Here is a 15,718-nt window from a genome sequence, read left to right as displayed (position 1 = left end):
ACAAGCATGGCGCCAAATGTTTCGAACAGATGACAACCTTACCCGCAGACATGGCCGCGACTAGCCGGCCGCAACCAGCAGAGAATACTAAAAAAATAAATTTTGGAGCGCTGGCCATCAGCCTAGCAATTACGTTGGCCGTTGGTGCACTTGGCGGACTATTCACCGCGAACTCAGTAAAAACATGGTATAAAACCCTCGCCAAGCCATCATTTAATCCGCCCGATTCGCTATTCAGCCCGGTCTGGACGACGTTATTTATCCTGATCGGTATCGCCGCTTATCTGGTTTGGCGCAACAGGGCGGCGGTAGCGCACTGGCCTCGCGTGGTGGCCATTTATGCCATCCAACTCATTCTGAACCTCATGTGGTCGTTCCTGTTTTTCTATAAACGTGATATCGGTTTTGCATTGATTGAGATCTTTGTCTTTCTCGTTATAATTATAATCAACGCGATAGTTTTTTACCGGATCAATAAATGGGCAGGCTACCTCTTTGTGCCGTATATCTTATGGGTGAGCTTTGCAGCCATTCTGACCTGGCAGATCTATATTTTAAATTAATTTAATAATAAACGCTTATTTTTAGGATGTGAAAGCCCTGCTATCTCTCATCCTGCTGTCGATGCTTGGCCACATGCTCTATGCACAGAAGGTTGGCCTCGTATTAAGCGGCGGCGGGGCAAAAGGCCTGGCGCACATCGGCACCCTGAAAGCGCTGGAAGAAAACGGCATCCCGATCGACTACATTACCGGCACATCCATGGGCGGAATTGTCGGTGCCATGTATGCTGCCGGATACGCGCCGGCACAGATCGAAAAAATTGCGCTCAGCCGTGATTTTCAGGACTGGGTAAGCGGTAAGTATTCGAGCGATTACAGTTTTTTCTTCAGCAAAAATGATCCTTCCGCCTCCCTGCTTAGCGCAAAGGTTAGCCTGGATACAGGTTTCCATTTCAGCTTCCGGTCTAACCTCATCAATGACATCCCTTTAAACTTTGCGCTTCTGGAGCTTTTTTCTCAGGCTTCGGCCATTTCTAAAGATAATTTCGACAACCTCTTCGTTCCCTATCGCTGTATGGTTTCTGATGTACTTTCTCAGAACAGTATTGCGGTAGGCCGGGGAAGTCTGGCCGAAGCGGTCCGTGCCACCATGACCGTACCTGTTATCTATCGCCCCATCAGGCTGGATGGCAAATATGTATTCGACGGCGGCCTCTATAACAACTTTCCCGCAGATGTTTTAAAAAAGGAATTTAATCCGGATTACATCATCGGAGCCAATGTATCGTCAAAAATCTACAATGAATACCCATCGTCAGCAGACGAACGGCTCATGAACCGCTTTTTTGTTTTTATGTTCCTGTCGAAATCTGATTCAACGCTCATTGGAAAAAACGGAACTTATATTCAGCCCGAGCTTGGCGATTTCAGCGTCAGTAACTTCGCCCCCGTGGCTGAACTGATACAAAGGGGTTATGAAGCGACTATGGCAGATATGCCAAAAATTAAAGCAGCTGTGTTACGCCGGGAAAACAAAGACAACCTGGCCAGGCGGCGAAACGAATTCAACAACAGAAAACCAGACCTGGTGTTCAGTGAAATTTCAGTAAAGGGTGTAACGCTCAGACAGCGAAAATACATTGAGCGGCTGTTTAAGAGCGACCGGCCTACCTTCAACCTGGCAGACATCCGCAGAGGCTACTATAAGCTTGTAGCTGATGAGGTATTTGAGACTATTTATCCGCGTATCCTGTACAAGCCTGAAACAGACAGTTATATCTTTGAGATCATTGCGCAGCCGCAAAAAAGCTTTAAGGTTGACCTTGGCGGGAACATTTCAACCCGTCCCATCAGTAACGTCTTTCTCGGTCTGCAATACAATTACCTGAACCGGAAGGCCTATACCTTCGGTACGAGTTTTTATTCAGGCAGATTTTATGAATCGGTACAGGCTTCAGGCCGGATCGACTACCCGACCCGGCTGCCGCTCTTTATCGGTGCGGAACTGACCTACAACCACTGGAATTTTTATAACACAAGTCAGATATTTATCGAAAATCCACGCCCTATTTACATTGAACAATACGACCGGAGGATTGATATCAAGCTGGGTTTTCCGCTGAATAACAATGCCAGGGTGGTCTTTCACAATGCATTCATTAACAATACAGATCGTTACAGCCCGAACAACAGTTTCGTTGTCGGCGACATACTGGACCAGAGTGAGTTTAATGGTTACAGAAGTACACTGTCTTTCGAGAAAAACACCCTGAACAGAAAACAATACGCCAGCCGGGGACGAAGCCTGCAGCTGCACCTGAACTTTTTTTCGGGCAGGGAATATTACAGTCAGGGAAACATTTTCAGAAACGACGCAGGTTACCGCGAGAACCTGACGTTCAGGCAAGACAGACAATGGGGCGCTGCCAGGCTAAGCGACGAAAATTACATGTTCACAAGCGGCAAATATACCCTGGGTTACCAGATTGAAGGTGTCGTTTCCAATCAGCCTTTATTTTACACCTATTACAGCACACTGCTGAATGCACCGGCGTTCTATCCGCTCCAGGATACCCGTTCGCTGTTCGTAGAAAAACTACGGGCTTACAATTATGTGGCAGGAGGTTTGAGAAACGTATACAACCTGCGAAAAAACCTCGATCTCAGGCTCGAAGGTAGTTTGTTCCTTCCCTTCCGCGAGTTCGAACGGGTGGGGCAGCAGGGTATCCGGTATGCAGAGGTGCTTAGCAAACTAAACTATGCGGCTACCGCCGGATTGGTATACCATACGCCGCTTGGTCCGGTTAGCCTGAGTTACAATAAGTATAACGAAGCCATAAAAAGAAACGGACTTTTGCTACATTTAGGCTTTCTTATCTATAACAAACGATCTATTGAATGAAGAAGCTATTTTTGCTGATCGTAATTTCGCTTTTTGCATCTACCACCTTCGCGCAGGGCGTATCTATTAATAACTTTCTTATCAAGGAAAGCCTGCTTAAAAATTCAAAACTTGCCGTCATTGCCGCTGACAGCACCGGCAATCCGCTGGAAAAAATTAATGGAACATATACGTTCAGCGTAAGCGGCTTTACCCAGGTACTCCGTTTTCAGGATGGTGTTGCCTTGCTGCCGCTATCTATCGAACGGTCCACATTTGTTTACATCAAGCATAAAAATGAAGCCGGTACGCATAGCAAACTGGTATACGTTTATAAAAAAGAGAACAACCTGAATCCATTCACGATCAGTACGCTGTGGCTCGTTTTGATACCCCTTATCATCGTTTTTATCGCATTCGCATTCAAAAGGCTTATCATCATTGCCGTGATCGTGCTGCTCGTCTTTTTCTACTTTAGCCATAGCAACGGGCTAAACGTAAGCACCTTCTTCGAGACGATTTTTGATAGTTTAAAAAACCTGTTTTAAAACAAAATTCCAGACAAACCCGAAAGCAGTCTGCAGCTCAACTGCCGGAAATGCTGCTTGTTCTGTCCCGATACGTTATGATAATTTAGAAAGGCATTCCTATGCCGAAGTTGTATTGAAAGAAACGATAACGGTCAGGTTCATGCCGGGCATAATAATCATCTTTGAACGCGCGGGTATCGCCAAAATATTTTGTGATGACCCACTGGTCTGAGCCGATAAATTGCGGATCCTTCAGTTTCAGTCCTATATCGAATCTGAAAACGAAATAATCTACGTCATACCTGAAACCTATACCTGTACCCACTGCGAGCTGCTGAGGTAATTTGTCGAGTTTGAAGAAAGTAGGGTCTGATTTACCAGGTCCGCGGCGAATGTTCCAGACGTTGCCCGCATCTATAAAAAAGGCTCCATTCAGTTTGGCACCAATAAATTTATCGAGCAGCCTGAACCGGTACTCGAGGTTTGCTTCGGCACGCATTTCGCCAAGCTGATCAATCCCAAATAGCAGCTGCCGTTGCCTTGCATCTTCGAGCACTTCACGGTTGTAATTACCGGGGCCTACGGTACGTGCCTGCCAGGCCCTGAGGCCGTTTGAGCCGCCTGCGAAAAACATCTTCTCGAAAGGAACAATGTTTGAGTTTCCGTAACCATATCCGATTCCGGCATTCAGCCGGGCAACAAATTGCCGGCTGCCCCCCAGGTGTTTATACCAGCGCAAATCAACCTCGGGGCGTACATACTGGTTATAAGGCAGGCCCAGTATGGTACCATAATACTTGGCGTCGGGATTTGGATGCACCCCGCCCAGTCTTGACAGCCCATAGAGTAAGTTGCCGGCAATGTCAATGTTTCCCCTGAAATAAATGAAGTCGCGGTATTGATTTAGTTTATTACCGTTCAGCGTATAGGTGTATTTCATACCTAGCGTCAGGTCGCTTCGCTCTAATAAAGGCAATGAAGCCAGGTTGCCCAATATGTTTTCGATTTCAGTTTGGGTAAGCAACAAATCACCGAACCTGTACTCGAAATTAAGCGGCGTAAATGAGTGCAGTTTAGATTTCGTTTCTACCCAGTCGTACGTAATTGAATTGATAAAGATGCGGCGGGTTGCTACATCCTGCTGAAGGGCATATACAAAACTGGATGAGAATGTGGTATGCGGCATACCATTGCCACCCAGTGGCGGGTTATAAAAAGGAATGATTAGTCGGGGAACCGTTAAGTTTGCGCTCACTGAAAGATCCCGCTGGTATATATCTCTGAAAATACCGCGCTCCTGCCCTATTCGCGATTGCAGCCCGCCTTTGATCTGAAATTCGAAGCGCTCAGCGCCCCGGAACAAATTATTGTTTGTATACGTATTGCTAAGGGTAAAACCGACTGTACCTGCATTAAACGGGATCTCGCCTTCGACCCGGTTGCTCATTCTTTTTTGAGGGATAAGCTGAATAATCGGATGGATCAGGCGGCCGGTATCTCTGGAAACTGAATCCTTGTAAAAGTCGATCTTAACGTTCTTAAAGACGTTCAGTTCGTACATGCGGTCATACGTCAGGTTTTCGTTTCTGATGTCGTACAGGTCGCCTTTTTTCAGAAAGTCATACCGTACAATGGGATTTCGCCTGAAACGTTTTGAAAAATCCGTGTACCGGATGCTGTTTACTTTCTCAGGATTGAGTTTGAAACGCACCGAATCGGGGAAACCGTCAGGGTTTGGCGCAATGAGAATATTTGTTTCGCCGATCCTGTACTGTTTGTGGCCCGTGCGGCCTTCCGGATTGTCTACATACAGGCGCAGGCCCACTTTCCGGGAATGGTGGGCTGTATCTATCACATCATAACGTATATAAGGACGCAGAAAATCATAATATCCGTTTTCCTTTGCGATCTGGTAAATGCGTTCACGCTCATAAACCAGCGAATCTTCGTCATAACGCATGCCATCGTGCAGGCGCGTATCGCCTTTCTTGAAATTGTTATAGACAGCCTTTAAGGCGCCGTCAGGGATCTCCAGAGAAACTTTCTCAACGTGATAAAGCGGACCCGGATTAGCTTTGAAAAGGATCGATGCTCGCTGCTCCTCAACTTCAAGATCTGAACCGACCCTGGCGTCGAAGTAACCCTTGCTCTTTAAAAACTTCTCGATCTGCGCACGCGATATTTCTACCAGGGCACTGTCAAGGATGGGTGGCGGGCTCCCTATCGGCTTAATACCTGTGGTCTTGTATTTTCCGTCTTTGGTATTGAAAAGATTATAGAAAAACACGTTGATACCAAATTTTGAATTCGGCCTGATGTCTTTTTGCACATAGTTGTAGGCCTCTTCTTCAAATTGCCTGTCTACGCTGTCAATGGTAACTTTTTTTACAATCGATTGGTAATCTTCAATGTATTTTGTAGATGAGCATGCCGCAATTAAAAGAATAAATAGTGGTAATATTGCAGTGATTGAATATTCCCTGAAGATCGGCCTGTATGCTTTCAAAGTCTCAAATAAGTTTTATAAAATCCCTGCACCAAAAAAAGTTCCGTAAAGAAAACGGTTTGTTCATCATTGAAGGTATAAAAGCGATAACAGAATTTTTTGGTTCAGCCTATCGCCTTCACAGCATTTATCATACCGGAAACCTGCCCGCAAATTTTGAAGATACCGGTACAAATATAAAGTTATTTGAGGTAAACCAAACCGAGCTGGAGCGCATCAGTACTTTGCAAACGCCGCAGGATATGCTGGCACTTGTGCACATGCCGCAACAGCAGCATATTGCAGCAGATGCGCTTCGCGGACAATTCAGTCTGCTGCTTGATGGGATTCAGGATCCCGGCAATCTGGGTACGATTATTCGCACCGCTGACTGGTTTGGTTTTGACAAAATCATATGTTCTGCAAATACCGTAGAAGCGTACAATCCAAAAACCGTACAGGCAACAATGGGTTCCCTGGCCAGAATGGAGATCTTTTACACGGATCTGGCGGCGCTGATCCGTTCAGCAAATCTTCCGGTATATGGAGCATTGCTCGATGGTGAAAGCATTTATGACATACCCTGGGGCAAGGAAGGCCTGGTTGTTTTGGGCAATGAAGGCCAGGGCATTTCAGCAGAATTGCGTTCGTTCGTATCGAGGGCGGTAACCATCCCGAGGAAAGGTGGTGCCGAATCGCTGAACGTTGCCATCAGTGCGGCGATCTTCTGTTCAGAACTCACCAGACATATGCATTAGAAAGAAGATAAGCGTAAAGAATTCAGGATTCGACCTGCGGGCAGGCGGTCATTTTCAAATAAAAGCAAATATGTTTGTTTCTTAATTTGAATTTCCTATTTTTGCAACCTTGAAATTTAATGGTCGAGTGGCCGAGTGGCTAGGCAGAGGTCTGCAAAACCTTGTACAGCGGTTCGAATCCGCTCTCGACCTCCAGTTTGTACAAATAAAAAAATAAAAGGTTACACCATGGCAGTTACCAGATTAAAGAGAAAAGACAGAAGAAACAAAACTGTCTCACGTTTAGAAGTTAAGTTTTTGAAATTGGCCACCAACATCGAGAAAGGTAGCCGTTCACAGCAGTCAGCTAAAGATCAGCTTGCAAAAAACAATGCTGTTCTGGCTTCTTTGGCTAAATAGTCAGAGACTTCTTTGAAAATATTAAACACCCTGCCGATCACAGGGTGTTTTTTTGTGCTTTTCAGATTTATTGCGAACTTGGTTTATACTCCCTGTAACAGCTGTAAATCAATGAAACCACATGCGATCATTTTTCCTGCTCTTATTCCTGCTGCAATTCTTCTTTCCTTTGCATGCTCAGCGCAAGTCGTCCTACCATATCATGGTATATGAACAGATGGCTTACCGGCGGGGCGCTGAACCGGTAATGATTATCAATCATTATGTCTTGTATGCAGACGGCCGTATTTACAAATCATTTGTAACCGGCCTATCCCCCGAACAAATCAACAGAGCAGGCAGCAAAGGAGATGGAGCAGAACTATGGGGAAACTGGGAAGAACAGGCTACCGGCATGCTGATCAACTGGCCCGATGCACGCAGTAAAACCGAAACATGGAAACGCGGATTGTATTATAAAGTACTGCCGGCAAGCCCGAATGACCGGCTGCACGGCAAATACCGCATCTTGTCTGCAAGCAAAGGAACGGGGGCAGTTGGGCTGGATCAGGCACAGACAATCGATTTTAAAAACGACGGCAGTTTTAGCGCTTCGTTTGCAGCACTGTCAGGTCAGACCAGGCGCCGCGTCATCCTCGGAACATACCTTTTAAACGGCTACAGCGTAACGTTCAGATACCCGGGCGGCAAACCTCAAACGTTTTGTTTCTATTTCATGCCGGCAAAAAAAGGCGGCGATGCGCGCGAAGAGAACTCCACAACGATCGGCCTGGGTAAGGCTTATTACGTAAAAACACCCTGAAAATAAAAAAGCCCGGTATTCCGGACTTTTTATGTTAAAGAAATTGATCAGCTTCCCGGTAAGACTGGATCAGTTTAACTTCTCCTTCCTTTCCTCCTACAGATTTTCCATGCTCCATGCCCATAACGCCGCGATAACCACGGCCGTGAATGTATTTAAAAACATTTTTGTAGTTGATCTCGCCCGTTCCCGGCTCTTTCCTTCCCGGATTATCCCCTACCTGGAAATAGGCAATCTCGTCCCAGCAGCGCTCTATATTTTTTAGCAGATCACCTTCTGTGCGCTGCATGTGGTAAATGTCATAAAGGATCTTACAAGACGGGCTCTTTACGGCCTTACACACCGCATACGTTTCATGCGTTTGTTGTAAAAATAACTCAGGGGTATCGCTCAAGGTTTCAAGCACCATGACAAGCCCGTGCGGTTCGAATATCTCCGCTCCGCGTCTCATGGCCTCGATCACGTTAGAAAACTGGTTGCCATAGGGAAGCTTACGTTCATAAAAACCCGGCACCACGGTAAGCCATTTCGCATTACAACGTTTGGCTGCTTCTACCGAGCGCTTACAGGTGTCTACAAACTTGTCTACAAATTCTTTTTTTCCTGTTGTGAGTGATGTTTTCCAGTTGTCGCCGCCGTCTACCACAAATACGCCCATGGTCATACCCAGTTTTGCAAGCAGATCGCCGATCTTTTTTTGCTGCTCTACTGAACGGCCCAGGTAACCGTTATCTTCGATAGAGCGAAAACCCTGGTCATACATATACTGGATCTGGTCTGTAAAACTCTTACCTGCGTGGTTTTCAAACTGCCCTTCGTGAGGTCCGTAATTGAGGTTGAATGTTTTTGCTGCAGACGGACCCGCATAAGCAGCTGCATCCTGAAAAAGACTGCCGCTTGAGACGAGTCCGGCTGTCAGTGCGCTCGCTTTTAAAAATTCTGTCCTGTTCATGTCTTAAATAACCATGGTTTTTCCGGGTTGTGGATACGGATAGATTCCGTTTGCATCTGGCAGTACTTTTGGCTGCGCATCCCAGGTAAATTTATCCGGTGCCAGAACCTGATTCGAATTTAATGCTTCATCCCAGGTAATCACCTTGCCCGAGTAAGTTGCATACCTGCCAATAATTGCTGTAAGGGTGCTCTTTGCGGCACGTTCTGCATCATTAAATTTATATTCCCCACTGCTGATAGCTGCAAAGAGCTCGTCATGTTCAGTCTGATAAGGGTTTGGATTACCCTTGCCCGGGTGGTTGTAAATCTCCTTGCCCGAGTGATCCCACAATACCGCCTTGTTGCCGGCGCTCAGGTAGACACGCCCCTTGGTACCCTGGAAAGTTTCATCGACCCGGTTCGAGATACCTTCAAAATGCCGGCATTGCGAATAGATCACCGCACCATCTGCATAGGTAAGCTCCACAGCATGATTGTCGTAGATTTCTCCATAGTCTTTTCCGGTTCTCCAGGCGCGGCTTCCCGTTCCCTGTATACTTACCGGATATGCATTTTTTACCCAGTTGGCAATATCAATATTGTGCACGTGCTGCTCTACAATATGATCGCCGCAAAGCCAGTTGAAATAATACCAGTTTCTCATCTGGTACTCCATTTCCGTTTGACCGGCTTTGCGCGGCCGAACCCATACACCGCCGCTGTTCCAGTAAACCTGTCCGGAAACGATGTTACCAAGCGCCCCGTCTTCTATGCGTTTCAAGGCTTCCCGGTAGTTGGTCTGGTACCTGCGCTGAAGACCCACAACCACGTTGAGTTTTTTCTTTTTTGCTTCTTCTGCTGCGGCAAGTACACGTCTTATTCCCGGAGCATCAACAGCTACCGGTTTCTCCATAAAGATTTGTTTGCTCTGTTTAACGGCCTCTTCGAAATGAATCGGGCGGAAGCCCGGAGGCGTTGCCAGCAGCACGACATCGGCCAGCGGTATCGCTTTTTGATAGGCATCGAAGCCTACAAAACGGCGTTCAGCCGGCACATCTATCTTGTCCTTAAATTTATCTGAAAGCGCTTTGTAGCTGCTGTCCAGGCGATCCTGAAACGCATCAGCCATAGCAACCAATTTCAGGTTGTACTTGGTTTGCAATGCCTGGAATGCCGCGCCCGTGCCGCGGTCACCGCAGCCGATTAATGCAATTTTGATGGTGTCGCTTCCGGCCGCGAACGCGCCGGCCAGCGGGATGTTACTCAGCATAGCGCCGCCCGCAAGCAGGGCTGAATTTTTTAGAAAGTCTCTTCTTTCGCTCATTGTGGTTTAGTTTTTATCAGGTCAGATTATTTTAATAGTCTTTTATAGGCGGCTTATTGTAATAGGCGTCAATTTCCGCCTTCGTGGGCGCCTTTGCAGGCCTGACGAGTCTTATGCCAACAAAGGGCGCTTCCGGGAACCACCAGTTACTTTTTGGTATCTGCGGGTCAAGCTGCTTCCAGGCCGGGTCTGAGGCAAGCCGGGCTGCCGACCGCAGGTTTTCAGCAGCTTCATCATAAGAGCCGCCTCTAACGACATTAGGGTATAACTTCTCAGGCACAGCGACAGGATTGGCTCCCGCAGCCCTGGGTTGTTTGTAAAAATCTTCTTCGTATTGATCGAACGTCCACTCAGCCACATTGCCGTGCATATCATAAAGGCCCCAGGCATTGGGTTTCTTTTCTCCGACCTTATGGGTTTTGTTGCCGCTATTATCTTTAAACCAGGCAAAATCTCCGAGCTGAGCGGCATTGTTACCGAAGCTAAACTCAGTTTTACTTCCCGCGCGGCAGGCATATTCCCATTCTGCCTCTGTCGGCAAACGGTAAAACACGCCGGTGCGGGTGTAAAGCCATTTGCAGAACTGAATCGCATTGTATTGGGTCATTGCAAGCGCAGGCTGTCCGAGTTTACCCATACCAAATGTCATATCCAGGTAGGGCTTAGTCGGCCTGGCCACTGCATCAACTTCAGCCGGTACCGGGCCTTCGCTTTGCCGTACCTCATAATCTTTGTACAAAAACGGTTCAAACAGATCCCAGGTTACTTCAAATTTGCTCATCCAGAAAGGATCAAGCTTTACATTGTGAACGGGTTGCTCGTCAGCCTTTCCGCTTTTGCTACCCATTTGAAACGAGCCGGCCGGAATGGCCTGCATGTCAAATTGTAATTGGGTACCGTTTATCTTTTGTGTATATGCCTTTTGCGCATAGCCCGGCAGGCTGCCGGCCAGACAGGCAAGAACAATCAATTCATGAAATTTCATTTGTGTGGTTAAAAACGTATCAACTTTTCAGTACGGTCGCGAAAGCGCTTCTAAAATAGCAAAACCGGGGCTCAAACATTTCCCGGTATCCAAACATTTTTGTTACAAACCGTCTGACTGTCAATTTTGTATACGTCGCCCGCAGGGGGAATTACCTGCGTACCTGGATTTCAGCAAAGCCGCTCAGTTCGTCCCAGCGGCTGCCCGGCTTGCGGTAATACACAAAACCCTGGTAGGAATTGATCGTCTGAAAAAAAGAGCCTTCGGGAAACTGCGCATCCGTTTTACCCGTTCGCCGGTCTACCATCAGGTATTTATAATTGTACAATCCCTGTTTAAGCAACAGGTCAAGAAAGTAGACTTTCCGCTGCGCATCGTATTGCATTCGGTAAGGCGCGCTAAGGCTGTAATTGCTAAACATGCCGGCCACATACATGTCCTGATCCGGGTTAAGCGATCCCTGAAGACTGAACCGTACCATGGTATAATCGTTTTCGGTCTGCGGGTCGCGGCCGTCTGCATGCTGAATAAAAAACTTTCCGTCTTCATCAGCCTGATTGCTGTAGGCCTGCCGGTCAAGTGGCTGATCGGTAAAGAGCGTTACGTTTACCGGATTCGATTTATCGATCTGTTTCACCCCTGAAAGCGGAGCGCGGATGTTTCGGGTATCAAACTTACGAAACTCGTTACCAGCCCAAAAATCATTTGTCGCAGGATCTGTATATAACAGTTGTCCCGGTTTAATGAACAATGGCCGTGTACTGAAGTTAGCTGATAACGGTATGTTATTTTGTGTCACCACAACCTTGATATCGGCAGATGGGTTTTGTATCGCCATAGCGGGCGACAAGACAAAGTCGATCTTTTGCCTGCGGTCGCGTGCAGCTACCTCCGGAGAGGCACCCGACTGCATAGATATCCCGATCTGCTGACTTAGTAGGTAAAAGCGTTGAGAGATAACCTGTTTATTCTTATCACCGTCTTCATATACTTTGAGCAGGTAATTACCGCTTACACGGAACCTCAGGCGACTATTAGGCAGCTGCAGCTGATAGTGTGTGTACTTCTGCAGTGTACCTGAAGCGTAGCGATAGTCTGTAATCCGGTCTTCAGAAAGACCATCCAGGTAATCTATAGCCGGAAGTCCCGATGATTTCCAATCCCAGGTACAATGTTCCACGCTGTACCAGTAATCTTTGACGCCGCCGTCAAGGTCGTCGAAACCGAGCAACAACCTGCCTGCACCATTCAGCTGGATAAGCGGTAGCACCGATTCCTGGCCTTCGGGCATAAACTGAACAGTTTTGATATTTGCCCGGTATACCCGGCTTTCATAAGAAGTTCCGTTTTGTGCCGATGCGAAAAAAGGTATGATCAGGAACAGGATCTTAATCGGGCAGAGGTTTCTGAAAATTTCGAAAATCCGGCTCCTGTTCATGATGTTATCCTTCGAGTTCCATAATATCGGCCGCCAGCGTTTCCCAGCGCTTCTGGGCTGAGTCAAGACTGCCTTTTGCATCCTGGTAACGTTTGTTCGCCTCAGCAAGCTTACTTTGATCGCTGTAGACCTGCTCGTCAGCAAGAGCCGTTTCAGCAAGCTTTACCGCTTTTTCAAGTTCTTCCACTTCTTTCTCTACCCGTCCCAGCTCATCATTAAGTTTTTTCAGTTGCTGCGCAGTATTCGGCGTAGAAGGCTTTGGCTCGTCTTTCCTTGACTTCTCTTCCTGCTTTACCGGGATAGGCGCAGCCTTTGGAATTGCACGTTTGCTGTTCCAGACCTCGTATTCCTGGTACGTACCAGGATAGTCCTTGATCTTCTGTTCCTCGATAAACCAGATCTTATTTGCTATATTATCCAGGAAGTACCTGTCGTGAGAAACAATGATGAAGGTACCTTCATACTGCTGCAGTGCCTGGATGAGAATATTCACAGACTGTATATCAAGGTGGTTCGTTGGCTCGTCGAGAATCAAGAAATTCGCATCGGCGGTTAATGCTTTGGCAAGCGCTACGCGCGATTTCTCCCCACCGGACAACACCTTGATCTTTTTGAAAACGTCATCGCCCGTAAAAAGGAACGATCCCAGCAATGAACGCAGGTTTGTTTCGCTGTACGTCGGGGCAAAAGACTGCAATTCCTCAAGAATCGTATTTTCAAGCGTAAGCGCCTCCAGCTGATGCTGCGAGAAAAAGGTCATGGTTACGTTATGCCCCGTTTCTACTTTTCCTTCATATGTTTCCGTCCCGGCAATGATCTTCAACAGGGTAGATTTACCGCGTCCGTTGGCACCGATCAGTGCAATCTTATCACCCTTCTCAATAATGGCTTCACCGTTATTCAGGATGGGAACGCCCGGATAACTTTTGCTGAGGTGTTCGATATTGACTACATGCCTGCCCGACTGCTTCGTAAAACGGAAGCTGAAGTTCACCTCCGGATTATCATCATCAACGTCATCAATGCGATCCATTTTTTCAAGCATCTTGATCCGTGACTGCGCCATCTTCGCTTTTGAAGCCTTCGCACGGAAACGCTCGATAAGCCGCTCCTCCTGTTTGATCTTCGCCTGCTGGTTTTTAAACTCACCGCGCTGTATCGTTTCACGGATGCCTTTCTCCTCCAGGTAAAATGTATAATTCCCGGCGTATGGGGTGAGTTTTCCCTTGCGCGATTCTACGGTCTTTTTAATAACACGGTCCAAAAACCACCTGTCGTGCGACACGATGATCACCGCCCCTTCAAAGTTACCCAGGTAACCTTCGAGCCATTTGATCGATGGAAGGTCAAGGTGGTTGGTAGGCTCATCGAGCAGCAGGATATCTGGTTGCTGAAGCAGGATTTTGGCTAGCATAACCCGCATACGCCAGCCCCCTGAAAATGTATCTAGCTGACGTTTCTGATCACCTTCGCTAAAGCCAAGCCCGGCAAGAATTTCATGCGCGCGGTACTCAATGTTGTACCCATCTAACTGCTCAAACTCCTGCTGCCGGTCTGTTAGCCGGGTAATCAGCTCGTCACTGTATTCTGTCTCCAGTTTTTTAAGGATTTCCTCTATTTCTGTATGCAGCTGGTTCTGCCGGGTAAAAGCCTCCATGGCTACATGAACAATATTTTTGTCGCTTTGGTAAGACAGCAAATCCTGGTTCAGGTAACCGATCTTTAAGTCTTTTGACTTTGAAATACTTCCTGAGGAGGGCGAATAATCACCAACAATAAGCCTCAGCAGCGTGGTCTTTCCTGTGCCGTTTGCGCCGATCAGGCCGATCTTTTCACCCGGTTTGATGTGCAGATTTGCCTCGTCATACAGCGCCCTTGCGCCGATGTTAAATGTTAAATTGTTAATGGAAATCATGGAGGCCGCAAAATTACGCATTTTTTTCGAGGGGGCATAGTTGCCCTGCCCCGGCTTATGCCCGGCATTTGGAAATATCAATTACATTTCAGACATTTGTACTGTAACAACAATTATTACAGATGAACAACCGCCGCTTTGCTGTTTCCGTACATATTCTGATCCTGCTTCAGCAGGCTCAGGGATCTTACGTGAGTTCGTCTTACCTTGCGGGAAGCATCAACATCAACCCTGTGTTGGTACGAAAAGAACTCATTAACCTGCGGAAACATGGTTTTGTACAGGCGCGCGAAGGGAAAAACGGCGGCGCTGCGCTGGCAAAACCTGCGGCAGACATACGCCTGGCAGATGTTTACCACGCGGTGCGCGAGAAAAACATTCTTGGCGAGAACCGTACCGAGCCAAATCCCAAATGCCCCGTCGGCAAACAGATCAACGGACATCTCGAAGAGGTCTACCACAGCGCCGAACAGGCCCTGGTACGCCAGCTTGAATCGGAAACACTTGCAAGTTTCAGCAAGCGGTTCACGTAATTTTTTTTGATTAAAACTGTAACAATATTTATTACAATAAATTAAATAACATGAAAGTAGCACTAATAGGCGCCTCAGGTTTTACGGGGAAAGCCATTCAGCAGGAACTAACAAACCGGGGTGTAAACGTGATCGCGATTGCCAGAAATCCTGTAAACATCACAGATGCCGCCGGCGTAACAAAAAGACCCGCCAACGTCAATGACGTTGCTGCATTAGCCGAAGCGGTGGCAGGTGCAGATGTGGTAATCAATGCGTTTAATGCAGGCTGGACCAACCCGAATCTTTATCAGGACTACCTGGCCGGGGCAAAGGCAATTCAGCAGGCCTCGGTGCGGGCGGGTGTTAGCAGGCTTATCGTGATCGGCGGTGCGGGCACCCTGCAGATTGACGGAAAACAACTTGTAGACGGCCCGGACTTTCCTGCCGAATACAAAGCAGGAGCAACAGCGGTACGTGATTATTTTAATCACCTGAAAACCGAAACGGGCACAGACTGGGTATTTTTCAGTCCGGCAATCGAAATGCATCCCGGAATCACCACCGGCAGAACAGGCAATTTCAGGCTTGGCGGGACCACACCGGTATTTGATACCAATGGCAGGTCCGTGTTGTCAGTAGAAGATCTTGCCGTGGTCATTGCAGATGAGGTTGTAGAGCCCAAACACCACCGGGCGCAGTTCACGGCGGCTTACTAATTCTGCCTGTTCATAAAATCCTTCGCCTGAAACGG

The 15,718-nt window shown here is 47.4% G+C and carries 14 protein-coding genes and 1 tRNA gene; 9 read left to right on the top strand and 6 right to left on the bottom strand.

What is annotated here, in order from left to right; all coding sequences use genetic code 11:
- Positions 1-29: 29 nt before the first annotated feature.
- Genes EJV45_RS14475 through EJV45_RS14465 form a run of 3 tightly spaced genes read left to right on the top strand, consistent with a single transcriptional unit; the run spans position 30 to position 3,431 of the window.
- Positions 30-563 carry a TspO/MBR family protein gene (locus EJV45_RS14475; RefSeq protein ID WP_240755293.1) on the top strand — a complete coding sequence of 178 codons (534 nt, stop codon included), beginning with the start codon at positions 30-32 and terminating at the stop codon, positions 561-563.
- Between the two features lie 28 nt (positions 564-591).
- Positions 592-2,904, top strand: a complete 2,313-nt coding sequence (locus EJV45_RS14470; RefSeq protein WP_240755292.1) for a patatin-like phospholipase family protein — start codon at positions 592-594, stop codon at positions 2,902-2,904.
- On the top strand, positions 2,901-3,431 hold the full coding sequence (locus EJV45_RS14465) for a hypothetical protein (protein WP_129716577.1): 531 nt from the start codon (positions 2,901-2,903) through the stop codon (positions 3,429-3,431). Before EJV45_RS14470 ends, EJV45_RS14465 begins: the two co-directional genes overlap by 4 nt.
- An 85-nt stretch (positions 3,432-3,516) precedes the next feature.
- Here the strand turns inward: EJV45_RS14465 and EJV45_RS14460 are convergent, their stop codons facing one another.
- Complete coding sequence (locus EJV45_RS14460; RefSeq protein ID WP_129716575.1) at positions 3,517-5,919, bottom strand: BamA/TamA family outer membrane protein; 2,403 nt, start codon at positions 5,917-5,919, stop codon at positions 3,517-3,519.
- 59 nt (positions 5,920-5,978) lie between these two features.
- On the opposite strand from EJV45_RS14460, the gene EJV45_RS14455 reads away from it, so the two are divergent.
- The 4 genes from EJV45_RS14455 (at position 5,979) to EJV45_RS14440 (ending at position 7,857) form a co-directional block, all read left to right on the top strand.
- Positions 5,979-6,656, top strand: a complete 678-nt coding sequence (locus tag EJV45_RS14455) for a TrmH family RNA methyltransferase (RefSeq protein WP_370291417.1) — start codon at positions 5,979-5,981, stop codon at positions 6,654-6,656.
- A 121-nt stretch (positions 6,657-6,777) separates the two neighbouring features.
- Positions 6,778-6,851: transfer RNA gene (locus tag EJV45_RS14450), tRNA-Cys, on the top strand.
- A gap of 33 nt (positions 6,852-6,884) precedes the next feature.
- Positions 6,885-7,055: a spore protein gene (locus EJV45_RS14445; protein WP_129716571.1), complete on the top strand. Its 171-nt coding sequence runs from the start codon at positions 6,885-6,887 to the stop codon at positions 7,053-7,055.
- Positions 7,056-7,176: 121 nt separating this feature from the next.
- Positions 7,177-7,857, top strand: coding sequence for a hypothetical protein (locus tag EJV45_RS14440; RefSeq protein WP_129716568.1), 681 nt, complete (start codon positions 7,177-7,179; stop codon positions 7,855-7,857).
- 34 nt (positions 7,858-7,891) lie between these two features.
- Here the strand turns inward: EJV45_RS14440 and EJV45_RS14435 are convergent, their stop codons facing one another.
- From EJV45_RS14435 to EJV45_RS14415, 5 genes are all read right to left on the bottom strand, one after another.
- Positions 7,892-8,809 (bottom strand): hydroxypyruvate isomerase family protein, encoded by a 918-nt coding sequence (locus EJV45_RS14435; protein ID WP_129716566.1) that lies wholly within the window; start codon positions 8,807-8,809, stop codon positions 7,892-7,894.
- A gap of 3 nt (positions 8,810-8,812) precedes the next feature.
- Entirely contained in the window at positions 8,813-10,114 is a 1,302-nt protein-coding gene (locus EJV45_RS14430; protein WP_129716564.1) for a Gfo/Idh/MocA family protein, read from the bottom strand.
- Positions 10,115-10,145: 31 nt separating this feature from the next.
- A complete protein-coding gene (locus EJV45_RS14425) occupies positions 10,146-11,099 on the bottom strand; it encodes an SUMF1/EgtB/PvdO family nonheme iron enzyme (protein WP_129716562.1) in 954 nt (317 codons plus the stop codon).
- 151 nt (positions 11,100-11,250) lie between these two features.
- The gene (locus EJV45_RS14420; RefSeq protein ID WP_165305065.1) at positions 11,251-12,537 is read right to left on the bottom strand and encodes a DUF5103 domain-containing protein; all 1,287 of its coding nucleotides are present in this window, start codon (positions 12,535-12,537) and stop codon (positions 11,251-11,253) included.
- A gap of 4 nt (positions 12,538-12,541) precedes the next feature.
- The gene (locus EJV45_RS14415; RefSeq protein WP_129716750.1) at positions 12,542-14,452 is read right to left on the bottom strand and encodes an ABC-F family ATP-binding cassette domain-containing protein; all 1,911 of its coding nucleotides are present in this window, start codon (positions 14,450-14,452) and stop codon (positions 12,542-12,544) included.
- A gap of 122 nt (positions 14,453-14,574) precedes the next feature.
- Here EJV45_RS14415 and EJV45_RS14410 point away from each other — a divergent pair, with 122 nt between their 5' ends.
- The gene (locus EJV45_RS14410) at positions 14,575-14,985 is read left to right on the top strand and encodes an Rrf2 family transcriptional regulator (RefSeq protein WP_129716558.1); all 411 of its coding nucleotides are present in this window, start codon (positions 14,575-14,577) and stop codon (positions 14,983-14,985) included.
- 50 nt (positions 14,986-15,035) lie between these two features.
- Positions 15,036-15,683 carry an NAD(P)-dependent oxidoreductase gene (locus EJV45_RS14405; RefSeq protein WP_129716555.1) on the top strand — a complete coding sequence of 216 codons (648 nt, stop codon included), beginning with the start codon at positions 15,036-15,038 and terminating at the stop codon, positions 15,681-15,683.
- The last annotated feature ends 35 nt before the right edge of the window (positions 15,684-15,718 follow it).

It is taken from the genome of Pedobacter sp. SYP-B3415, from assembly GCF_004138205.1.
Classification (GTDB): Bacteria; Bacteroidota; Bacteroidia; order Sphingobacteriales; family Sphingobacteriaceae; genus Pedobacter.
Note: the sequence above shows the minus strand (reverse complement) of the source record. Positions and strands in the feature narration are given on the sequence as shown.

Excerpts from the sequence above, each read along its gene's own strand:
- EJV45_RS14475 (WP_240755293.1), top strand. The coding sequence starts at position 30 with ATGACAACCTTACCCGCAGACATGGCCGCGACTAGCCGGCCGCAACCA.
- EJV45_RS14465 (WP_129716577.1), top strand. The coding sequence starts at position 2,901 with ATGAAGAAGCTATTTTTGCTGATCGTAATTTCGCTTTTTGCATCTACC.
- EJV45_RS14445 (WP_129716571.1), top strand. The coding sequence starts at position 6,885 with ATGGCAGTTACCAGATTAAAGAGAAAAGACAGAAGAAACAAAACTGTC.
- EJV45_RS14440 (WP_129716568.1), top strand. The coding sequence starts at position 7,177 with ATGCGATCATTTTTCCTGCTCTTATTCCTGCTGCAATTCTTCTTTCCT.
- EJV45_RS14435 (WP_129716566.1), bottom strand. The coding sequence starts at position 8,809 with ATGAACAGGACAGAATTTTTAAAAGCGAGCGCACTGACAGCCGGACTC.
- EJV45_RS14430 (WP_129716564.1), bottom strand. The coding sequence starts at position 10,114 with ATGAGCGAAAGAAGAGACTTTCTAAAAAATTCAGCCCTGCTTGCGGGC.
- EJV45_RS14425 (WP_129716562.1), bottom strand. The coding sequence starts at position 11,099 with ATGAAATTTCATGAATTGATTGTTCTTGCCTGTCTGGCCGGCAGCCTG.
- EJV45_RS14420 (WP_165305065.1), bottom strand. The coding sequence starts at position 12,537 with ATGAACAGGAGCCGGATTTTCGAAATTTTCAGAAACCTCTGCCCGATT.
- EJV45_RS14415 (WP_129716750.1), bottom strand. The coding sequence starts at position 14,452 with ATGATTTCCATTAACAATTTAACATTTAACATCGGCGCAAGGGCGCTG.
- EJV45_RS14410 (WP_129716558.1), top strand. The coding sequence starts at position 14,575 with ATGAACAACCGCCGCTTTGCTGTTTCCGTACATATTCTGATCCTGCTT.
- EJV45_RS14405 (WP_129716555.1), top strand. The coding sequence starts at position 15,036 with ATGAAAGTAGCACTAATAGGCGCCTCAGGTTTTACGGGGAAAGCCATT.